The sequence below is a fragment of the Methylophaga sp. UBA4204 genome (assembly GCF_002379485.1).
Classification (GTDB): Bacteria; Pseudomonadota; Gammaproteobacteria; order Nitrosococcales; family Methylophagaceae; genus Methylophaga.
Genome location: NZ_DFTU01000041.1, coordinates 14,103 through 24,058, shown reverse-complemented (window position 1 = coordinate 24,058; position 9,956 = coordinate 14,103). Strand labels below are relative to the sequence as shown.

The 9,956-nt window shown below is 43.6% G+C and carries 11 protein-coding genes; 6 read left to right on the top strand and 5 right to left on the bottom strand.

What is annotated here, in order from left to right; genetic code table 11:
* Positions 1-167 precede the first annotated feature (167 nt).
* Positions 168-779: a hypothetical protein gene (locus tag B3182_RS05835; RefSeq protein ID WP_292355817.1), complete on the bottom strand. Its 612-nt coding sequence runs from the start codon at positions 777-779 to the stop codon at positions 168-170.
* A 411-nt stretch (positions 780-1,190) separates the two neighbouring features.
* On the opposite strand from B3182_RS05835, the gene B3182_RS05830 reads away from it, so the two are divergent.
* The 3 genes from B3182_RS05830 to B3182_RS05820 are packed head-to-tail and all read left to right on the top strand — an operon-like array spanning position 1,191 to position 1,805.
* On the top strand, positions 1,191-1,322 hold the full coding sequence (locus B3182_RS05830; RefSeq protein ID WP_292355815.1) for a hypothetical protein: 132 nt from the start codon (positions 1,191-1,193) through the stop codon (positions 1,320-1,322).
* Positions 1,323-1,372: 50 nt separating this feature from the next.
* Positions 1,373-1,534, top strand: coding sequence for a hypothetical protein (locus B3182_RS05825; RefSeq protein WP_292355813.1), 162 nt, complete (start codon positions 1,373-1,375; stop codon positions 1,532-1,534).
* Entirely contained in the window at positions 1,527-1,805 is a 279-nt protein-coding gene (locus B3182_RS05820; protein WP_292355810.1) for a hypothetical protein, read from the top strand. The genes B3182_RS05825 and B3182_RS05820 overlap by 8 nt, the downstream gene beginning before the upstream one ends.
* 11 nt (positions 1,806-1,816) lie before the next feature.
* Here the strand turns inward: B3182_RS05820 and B3182_RS05815 are convergent, their stop codons facing one another.
* A complete protein-coding gene (locus B3182_RS05815) occupies positions 1,817-2,704 on the bottom strand; it encodes a fructosamine kinase family protein (protein WP_292355808.1) in 888 nt (295 codons plus the stop codon).
* 85 nt (positions 2,705-2,789) lie between these two features.
* On the opposite strand from B3182_RS05815, the gene rpiA reads away from it, so the two are divergent.
* On the top strand, positions 2,790-3,491 hold the full coding sequence (gene rpiA / locus B3182_RS05810; RefSeq protein WP_292355806.1) for a ribose-5-phosphate isomerase RpiA: 702 nt from the start codon (positions 2,790-2,792) through the stop codon (positions 3,489-3,491).
* Between the two features lie 56 nt (positions 3,492-3,547).
* On the opposite strand, the gene B3182_RS05805 is transcribed toward rpiA, so the two are convergent.
* Positions 3,548-4,060 carry a peroxiredoxin gene (locus B3182_RS05805; RefSeq protein WP_292355804.1) on the bottom strand — a complete coding sequence of 171 codons (513 nt, stop codon included), beginning with the start codon at positions 4,058-4,060 and terminating at the stop codon, positions 3,548-3,550.
* 149 nt (positions 4,061-4,209) lie between these two features.
* Between B3182_RS05805 and B3182_RS05800 the strand changes: the two genes are divergently transcribed.
* Positions 4,210-5,226: a Gfo/Idh/MocA family protein gene (locus B3182_RS05800; RefSeq protein ID WP_292355802.1), complete on the top strand. Its 1,017-nt coding sequence runs from the start codon at positions 4,210-4,212 to the stop codon at positions 5,224-5,226.
* Positions 5,227-5,264: 38 nt separating this feature from the next.
* On the opposite strand, the gene B3182_RS05795 is transcribed toward B3182_RS05800, so the two are convergent.
* Both B3182_RS05795 and B3182_RS05790 read right to left on the bottom strand, forming a co-directional pair.
* Complete coding sequence (locus tag B3182_RS05795; RefSeq protein ID WP_292355800.1) at positions 5,265-6,872, bottom strand: methyl-accepting chemotaxis protein; 1,608 nt, start codon at positions 6,870-6,872, stop codon at positions 5,265-5,267.
* Positions 6,873-7,089: 217 nt separating this feature from the next.
* Positions 7,090-8,724 carry a methyl-accepting chemotaxis protein gene (locus B3182_RS05790; RefSeq protein ID WP_292355798.1) on the bottom strand — a complete coding sequence of 545 codons (1,635 nt, stop codon included), beginning with the start codon at positions 8,722-8,724 and terminating at the stop codon, positions 7,090-7,092.
* A gap of 549 nt (positions 8,725-9,273) precedes the next feature.
* Between B3182_RS05790 and B3182_RS05785 the strand changes: the two genes are divergently transcribed.
* Positions 9,274-9,956, top strand: a 683-nt coding sequence (locus tag B3182_RS05785) for a PDC sensor domain-containing protein (protein WP_292751933.1), incomplete at its 3' end; no start/stop codon positions are given.

Genomic DNA, 9,956 nt, shown 5'->3' with positions numbered 1-9,956 from the left:
TCCGAAAAACTCGGGACGATTCATCGATTGTATGCGGTTTATTGAATGGCTAGAATCAACTCTGACGGATGTAATTCGTCACTGCAGCACAACAATGGTGGATGTGCGAATCGTTTCCTTGCTCCTTGTAACGTAAGCTCTCAATTCGTGCATCTACCGCCTTATTTCTAAACTTGTTTTGATTTCTCGACTGACTCAATATCACTTATATATCTTGCTTCATCCTCTTTAGATATCATCTTCCAACTTGATAATCGATATATGGAATCAGCCACAATCGGTTGAAGATATTTCACTACAAATTTATCATTCGAAGTAGTGAATTGAGAAAAATGCTTATATAAGTTGATTAGAGACAATCCTTTGACTCTCACTTGTGAAATAAATAAAAAGTACCTTCCATATCCTGGATGTTTTGCATCAAGATCAGATGGAGTAAGGACTTTATAATTTCCTACATCAAGTATGTGTAATATTCGCATTGCCTCATCTAATGACCTGCTTTTATCAGAGACATTTCCTTTAATAAAGAATACAGAGTTTAAGCTTATAGCTTCAGGCTCGGATGAGTGATTAAATGGTCCATTAGTTATTCTCTCGAACGCCTCATGTGCACTATCAAATCTTGCTAATAGCAGTTCTAATCGGTGCGCGTTCTGCTGATCCCTAAACTGGATTCGTTGATAATTTAATGTAATAACTAAAGCAATAACTGATCCTATAGTAAGTAAAGGAGTTACTATGCCACTGTAATAGTTAGCAAAATCGGCAAAATCCATGGGACTGCCTATGGAATAGCCATGAAAGAACCATATAAAAACTATTACAGGTAAAATTAATATGACGAATGAAATCAGTACTATTAAAAGGAACTTTTTTGAATAAATTTTCCTCAGCAGGCCCGGCATACTTTTTATCCTTGCAATCGTTTGACATCGCCCATTAAAACGCCTAATCTTTAATTTCACCAGCTAAATCTGGTGCCGGTTTTAGCAGACTGGAATAAACCAAAGACGCACAGCGCGTCGAGTACGCGTTTTTTTGTGCCCATAGTTTATGGTGGGTGTGCGTGGGAGCCCTTCGGGGCTGCCGGTTCTCTTTGGTTCCCGGTCTGCTAACCCGCGTACATCCATCACCCTTATTTAGCAGTATTGGTGATGGTTTCTAAAAAAACCAAAGGAGACATCAGCATGTCTATGCAACAATATTCCCGCCTGCGCTTCGTTCAGGCTATTTCACAATTACCCGCTAATGAAAACGTTAAACCAAAGTTCGCCACCGGCCATGTCTGGGGCTGGCGTGACAGTATGGATGCCCACTAATTATCCAACTGACCAATGGTATTCTTTTCACTTGTGGTGGTATTACACCCATGGAACGACGCTCAGCAATTGCTGCAGGTTCAGTTGGCCATCAGGTTGAGTTTTATCACTTTGGCTTTGATATCCAGGGCAAACCTATCGATCCACGCTTTAAGACATTAGTCATTGATACCACACGACCAATGTTGATGATAGGTGATGGCCATGAGTGAGCTAACCACCTATGCCAATCCGGCAGAGCTTTATGGCCAACCAATCCGTATGGTCATCGATGAGCAGAAGATGACATGGTGGTCATTGGATGATTTGGTGATGGCTACAACTGAGCATCCTGAGGACATGAATGAGTATCGTGAGTCGATGGCGATTCAATGTGTTGAAAAACTGATTGGTACACATAATTGGTACACAATAAGCGCTAAACTATTATATGCCGTTATTCGCTATATATTGCCCATGCAGACAAATAACACTTTGATTTGACTCATTCGTAACTAACTCCGTAGCTCGGCCAGTAATTGTGAAATCATGGCGTCGGCCTGACCGAGGTAGCCGCCACCAAACAGGTTGAGATGATTAATAATATGATAAAGGTTGTAAAGCGTTTTGCGTGTGCGATAGCCTGAGTCGACAGCACGAACATTGCGATAAGCCGCATGAAAATCGCCGCCAAACCCCCCAAATAATTCGGTCATCGCCAAATCGGTTTCGGCATCACCGTAGTAACAGGCCGGATCAAATATCACCGGATTACCCTGTTCATCACCGGCAGCATTTCCCCCCCACAGATCACCGTGCAACAGGGAGGCTTGTGGCTGATAATCGGTAAAAAAGGCGGGCAACTCATCAATAAGCCGTTCGCCATTTTTTTGCAGACTGCCTCTGAAACCATTGCTTGCAGCAAATTCCAGTTGTTTACCCAAACGCTGCTGTTGCCAGAACTCCACCCAATTATTTGAGCGATCATTTAATTGTGGCGTGCTGCCAATGGTATTATCCATGTGCCAACCAAAATAGGGTTGGGGCTGTTGGTGGAGCAGGGCCAGTTGTTCACCGAGTTTGGCATTCGCGCCACCGCGCATGCCGCCTAAAGCAATATATTCCAGCACCAGATAACTATGTCCATCAGCGGTGCCGAAACAGATTACTTCCGGGACTCGCACAGCATTCAATGCGGCCATCTCCTGCAGGCCCTGCGCTTCTGCGACAAACATATCCGCCAGGTTTGGGCTATTTACCTTGATAAAGAATTGCTTGTCGGGCGTTTTCAATTGATACGCTGTATTAATGCAACCTCCTCCGATGGAAGACAGTTGATGCGGATGGCAGCTTAGTCCGGTGACGCTTTCAATTTGCTGAATAATTTCATTGAGTTGAGCCATGAATTTCTCCATCAAAGATGAGCAGGCGGTTTAACCATGCTAAGCTGAAACGGTAATTTTGCCAAAACATTCAAGGAGTTTGTCAATGTCTACTGATACCGAGGCCACGCCACAAAGCCCCAAACAGCAAGTGGCAATCAAAGCCGCTGAAATTGTCGACAATGGCATGATTGTGGGGCTGGGGACAGGATCAACAGCGAATCTTTTTATTGATGAATTGGCTCGCCGTCAACGAGAAAATCAACTGGATATTCAAGTGGTCGCCAGCTCTGTGATCAGTCGGGTTAAGGCCGAACAGGCCGGGCTTAGAGTTATGGCCATAGAGCATCTGTCGCATCTGGATATGTATGTCGATGGAGCAGATGAAGTCACCAGCGATATGACTTTACTGAAGGGCAGAGGGCAGGATCTGGTTTGTGAAAAGTTGCTTGCCAGTCATGCCACAGCCTTTTATGTGATGGTCGATGAAAGCAAAATGGTGAACAAAATAGGTGAGAAAAATGCCATTCCAATTGAGGTAATCCCGCAGGCAGCACAGCTGGTATTGAATCGCTTGTCCAAATTACAGGCCAAAGGCAGTTTGAGATTAAATGCCGCGGGTGACAATGTTGCTTACAGTGCGGCAGGGAATTTGATTCTGGATATGCAGTTTACGACGTTTGAAACCGCACAGATCAATGCTTTACTGACAGTGATGCCGGGAGTAGTTGAGCATGGGATTTTTGCTGATGTTGCCAAAGCCGTGTTTGTTGGCTCATCTGACGGCGTCAAGTTATTGCAGGCCTGAATAAAAAAGGGCAGTGATCAACACTGCCCTTTCAGCAAACAGATAACGTAATTGGTTTATTTTTTTAATTCTTCAAGAATGGTTTCGGCTTTGGATTTACCAAACTCACCCGAACCTTCAACACCAATGTATTTCACTTCGCCATCGGTAATGATCATCGCTGCACGGAATGAACGTACACCCATTCCACCACCGGTTAAATCACGATCCAGACCTAATGCTTTAATATATTCCGCACTACCGTCTGCCATCATGCGAACTTTGCCATTGGCCTTTTGTTCACGACCCCATGCCGCCATCACAAATGCATCGTTCACCGCTAAACACCAGATTTCATCAGCGCCAGCGGCTTTTAATTCTTCAGCATGTTCAATAAAACCGGGCAGATGTTGAGATGAGCATAAAGGGGTAAAAGCGCCGGGAACCGTGAATAAAACAATGGTTTTGCCTTTTGCCATTTCACGTACATCCATCGGAGATGGATTCATCGGGCAGCCATTCTGAGGATCAAACTCCACACACTCTGTGAGTTTGCCATCGGGTATTTGTTGTCCAACTTCGATTGTCATAATCTCTCCTTATGGATAAATAAGCTGACTGGTTAGCATAAGCCATCTGTCAGGAGATATAAACACTGATTATTGCAGGGACTTTCAAGTTTGGTGCAATCAACTTAAATCGTTATGATGGATAGCACAAATGATTGATGGAGAAAAAAATGACGGCAGATAAAAACATTCTGAACTGGGGCATTCTCGGTGCAGCGCGTGTCACTGAAAAACTCATACCAGCCATTACGCAAGCCAGCAATGCGCGGTTAATCGCTGTGGCTAGCCGTCGTAAAGGGGCTGCAGCGGAAGTAATTGAAAAACTGGCCCCGGCAGATAACGGTATTCAGGCCTGGGATGACCCTGAAGCTTTATTAACGCATCCTGATATTGATGTGATCCATTTACCAATGGCCAATGAAGAACATGCTGAATGGGCATTAAAAGCGATTGCTCATGGCAAGCATGTGTTGATTGAAAAACCGATGGCTCTCACGGTTAAAGATATTGATGCCATTACCCAGGCTGCTAAAGAAAAGGGCGTGACGGTGATGGAAGGGTTTATGTATCGTTTTCATCCTCAGCATGATGCAGTTCGGGAGATTATCGAATCTGGTGTTATTGGCGAAGTCAGAACCGTCAGTAGCCGTTTTGCCTTTCCAATGAAACCGGCACGTTTATACCGGGTTAATCGACCCATTGCCAATGGTGGTGGAGCAATGTGGGATATTGGCCCCTATGCCATTCATACTGCCAGATTATGGTTTGAAGAGGAGCCCAAAGCCGTTACTGCGGTGGCTAATCTAAATGAGCACGGTGCTGACTTAAGTCTGACCGGTATTTTTGATTATGGTGAAGGAAAATTCGCCCAGTTTGAGATGAGTTTTCAACATGCCCGCCGCAGTGTCTACGAAATTATTGGCACTTTAGGCGGAGTCACCTGTCATGCCACCTGGCAACCGGCTGACGAACCCGCCAAGATTTCGTGGTGGACCGAGGCGGGCCAACATGAAACGGTTGAAGTGCCCGCTGCCGATCAGTTTGTTAACGAAATCGAACATTTTTCCAATTGCGTGTTGAATAATAGTGCTCCATTACTCAGCCTGGAGGATGCCCGGGCTAACTGCAAAGCGATTGTGGCTACATTGCAGTCGGTTAAAGAGGGCAAAATGATAAAACTGGATTAACAAAAAAGGCTGCACATTGATGCAGCCTTTCTATTTAATCAAACCTGGAATTTATCGACAGTAGTTTTGAGCCGTCCGGAGAGCAAGGCAAGTTGCTCAGCAGTTTGTGATATTTGCTCACTGATTTCGGCTCGGTCTTTTGCCATTTGTGAGATTTTGTCTATCTGGCTGTTAATTTGCTGACTGTCCTCACTTCCCTGGGCTGCTGCCGAGGCAATATTTTCAATGACATTATTTGTCTGCTGAGCGCCGGCGTTAATTTGCAGCAGGGATTGACCTGCTTTTTCGACCAGTTCCACGCCGTGTTTTACCAGTACTTCACCTTGATCTGCATGTTTAACAGCATTCTGCGTTTCCGATTGGACTGCGGCGATAACTTCTCCAATCTCTAATGTGGCCTGGGAAGTGCGCTCGGCTAATTTGCGTACTTCGTCAGCTACAACGGCAAAACCTCGTCCCTGTTCACCCGCCCGTGCGGCTTCAATCGCGGCATTTAATGCCAATAAATTGGTTTGAGCTGCAATATCCTGAATCACTTGAAGAATGCCACTTATTTCGTCAGAACGTTCGCCGAGATTGGTAACCGTAGACGCCATATGTCGAACGGCTTCAGCAATTTGATTAATACTGTTAGCAGCTTCAGCCACAACCGCCCGACCGTTTTCTGCAGAATGTTGTGCGGTTTTGGAAATTTCCTGAGCTTCAGAAGCATTATTGGCAACTGACTGGATAGTGGAATTGATATGGCTAATTTTCTGAACGATATCATCTACCACTTGTTTCTGTTTGACTGAACCGGTGGCGACGCGATCGGATATATCCGTTAGCTGATTGGCAGATTCTGAAGTTTTTTGGGTATGTTCCAGTAAATCACGAATAATATTCTGTAAGTTATTCATAAACTTATTAAAGGCACTGGCCACCACGCCTATTTCATCATCGGCATTCACTATTGGTAACCGTTTGGTTAAATCGGCCTCACCCATAGCCAGATTGCTCATCGACGTTTCCAGTCCGTTAAGCGGCAGCAGTAAACGGCGGGTTAACAGACGAATGGCAATGGCAGAAATAATTACCAGAATAATGGCAAATATCATGCTTTTAGTCACCAGCTCGCCAATAATGTCGAAAAACCGTGCTTTTTCGACACCGACATACAAAATGCCGATGACTTCACCCTCATTATTCAGAATAGGCTCATAGGCAGTAAAGTATCGTACTCCCAGAATATCTGCTTCACCATGAAATGGCTGCGCCTGTTTTAAAACTGTGTCGTAAACTTCTCCTGGTGCGAGCTTTGTACCAATGGCCCGCGTGCCATCGTCTTTAATCACATTGGTCGATATGCGCGTGTCATATTGAAAGATAGTGGCCGTACCGCCCACTAACTGTTTGATTTTATCGACGACAGCATAATCCTGATCAATGGGTTGGCCATCTATCAGTAATTGGTTGTTTTCCAGACTGAATTGCTGGCCTTGTTGCTCTAACACTGACCAGGCTACCCGCATATTGCTCTCCTGGTTTTCCTGAGCTTGCATGTATAAACCCTGACTCAGGATATAGGTAGTGGCGCTGACAATAATTAAGGTTAGCAACAGGCTGCTCACCACATTGGAGACAATGAGTTTCTGGTATAGCTTCATATTCTCTCATCCTAGTGTACTGATTTTTATAGAATAACTATGGCCCTTGATAGTTATCGTCCGCAGTAACTTTTTAATGAGTTTTATATTCTATTAAGTAACTATTTGGGGTGAGCTATATGTCCAGAAGTGAGGTGTAAAGCGATTAAACGGCGTTGTTAAACAAAAATGCCACTTAATGAAAAGTGGCATTTTCTATGGTCTTGAAGTGAATGATTTAACTTGCAGTTTTAAATTTACTGATGGATTGTTGCAGTGCATCAGCCAGTTGATTCAGTTCAGTACTGAGTGAAGAAATAGACTGTGATCCCGCTTCCGCCTTATCAGATACATCGGTAATCCTGCGAAAGTTATTGTTAATTTCTTCAGCGACGGCTGACTGTTGTTCGGCGACACTGGCTATCTGAGCATTCATATCATTGATGGCGGTAACTGAACGGCTGATGACCTCCAAAGATTCACCGGCATGTTCTGCCTGGGTGACACATTGATGGGCTTTGTTTTTGCCTTCTTCCATGACTTTCACTGCGATTACCGTTCTACTTTGAGTCTTTTCAATTAATTTCTGAATATTGAGCGTCGACTCTTTGGTACGGCTGGCGAGACCACGAACTTCATCAGCAACCACGGCAAAGCCTCTGCCATGTTCACCAGCACGGGCCGCTTCAATAGCAGCATTCAATGCCAATAGGTTGGTTTGTTCGGTAATGTCTGCAATAACTTCAACAACGGTGCCAATTTGTTTGCTGTCTTCGGAAAGTTCATCAATAACTCTGGCAGCTTCTTCTACTTTTGCCGCCAACTCTGCAATGCTGGTAAGTGTTTTGGCTACTTCCTGATTACCATTAATTGTCTCTTTATCCGCTGTTTGAGCTTGCATCGCAGCCTCACTGGTCAGACGTGCAATCTCTTGTACTGAAGTGGAAATTTCACTGATGGCATTGGCCCCATCTAGCGTTTGCTGTTTCTGGTCAATGACTAAACTCTGATTATCTGCCGAAGTTTGATTCATTACTTTTGCCGCATCTGATACTTGTCCTGCGGATGAGCTAATGGCTTTCATAATATGCGAGAGTTCGCTCGACATAGTGCTTAGTGCACCGACAATACTTTTAGGAAACTTTGTTTGAGCTTGTTGAGTTAAGTCACCTGAAGCAAATACTCTGATTAATTGAGCTGCTGAATCAGGCTCACCACCAATGGTTGAATACAATCGGCCAATCAATCGATAGCTGACAAAGATGGCAATGACGAAGGCGATCAGCGTCACCGTAATCATTAATGCCATAAATCCCCCGGTTTGCTGACGTATATAGTCAACCTGATCGCTGATGGTGGCTTCCTGAAAATCAATAAATTGATTTACTGCTTTCAACCATTGTGTGTAAGCAGGGGAGGTATTCAGTAACAGATAATCCTGTGCTTCATTATCCCGACCCTGATTAATCAGCTGTATGGTTTCTGCGGTGTGGGAAAGCGTTTGTTGTTCAATGGTTTTAATATTATCCAGCAGCGTTTTTTCCTGAGCGGTAAATTGCTGAGGATTATTGGCCATTGCTTCCAGGCTTATCGCTGATTCTGCATAGAACTGTTCTAAACGTTCGATATCCTGAAGATGCTGCTGGCGCTCGGCACTGCTGTCACTTAACACCACATCCCGAATCGAAATGGCCCGGTCGTGAACACTGCCTCGAAAATTAATAGCAGCCCGTTGTTTTACGGTATCAACCTCATTGATTTTACTCATAGTACGGTCAATTTTACTGACTTCATTAATCCCGATAATGGCGATTAACACCATTAAACTTAAAACGATGCCAAAGCCGAGTTGAAGCCTGTTTTTAATAGTCACTGAATATTCCTGATATGCGTAAACGTGCACGACATTGCGTAGTTAGCTGATGAAGCTGGCGATTATCTTTCAACACATGTGAGATTTATGTCAAAGCGGTATTATCGATGCCGTTTTAAATTATTGCTTCAGGAAATTTCTCTTTGGTCTTGGCAATTGTGGATTAAAGGAGAACGCAATAACTGCTTAGAAAGACACTATCGAAACAACTTCGCACTTTTTTCGGAGTTGGAATGGATCCTACGCATTTTAGTTTTATTTAAGAAGTTCATAGAATGTCGTTAGCATGGATTTTTTTGAATGCTGTCGGCATTTACAGCACGCCAGTAATACATCGAATAAAACAAAACATTTATTTCACAAAGACTTATGGTTTGGTACCGTAGAGTTAAAACGTTATGATAGTCAAAACAAATTGATTTAGTTGAAGTAAGTAATCCACCCATCCTTACCTAAAATCAGCACCGTTACGCTATTTAAACAGAAACAATTAACAAACTTCTTAAGGCGCAATAAAGCCATAGATGAATTCGAAATTGTAAGGTTTACATGTCCCTATTCTCAAAATTTTTCCCTCAGTTAGCCAGTATCCGTAGTCGTTTAGTTTTGTTGGTTTTGTTAAGTTTGGTTCCAGTTGCATTGGTATTAATCTATTCAGCTTTGGAAAATCGACGACTCACAGGTGAACAGGCAATTAATAAATTGTCCACGATTGTTGAATTGATTCACAACGATTTCGAAGATGCTATTTATGCCTCTTCTCAGTTATTAACCTCATTGTCATTAACACCTGAGAAATGGCTTAAAGCTTCTCCACAATGTAATCAGCAGTTGGCCAATCTGAGTAAACAATTTGCCAGTTACAGCAATATTTATTCGGTGGATCTCAATGGGGAAGTCATTTGTACTGCAACAAATAATGAGACAACGATAAATCTGCTGGATAGGGATTACATTCAGAATTCCTTGTCTGGTGGAGCAATTATTGTTGGTCAACCCGTAGAAGGAAAAATCTCCAAGCAAATGGTCATGCCAATAGCGCTGCCTTTATATTCATCAACGGGTGAAATTATGGGTGTCGTTGGCGTTAGCATCAATCTTTCCCTTTTTCTCAATCATAATCTTCGGTCGCATTCTCTCAACAGCAAAAGTCTAAATAATGTCACGGCGACTTTATGGCAACCAGATGGAACAGTACTGGTCAGAGCACCGGACCCGTTCTCTATGACTGG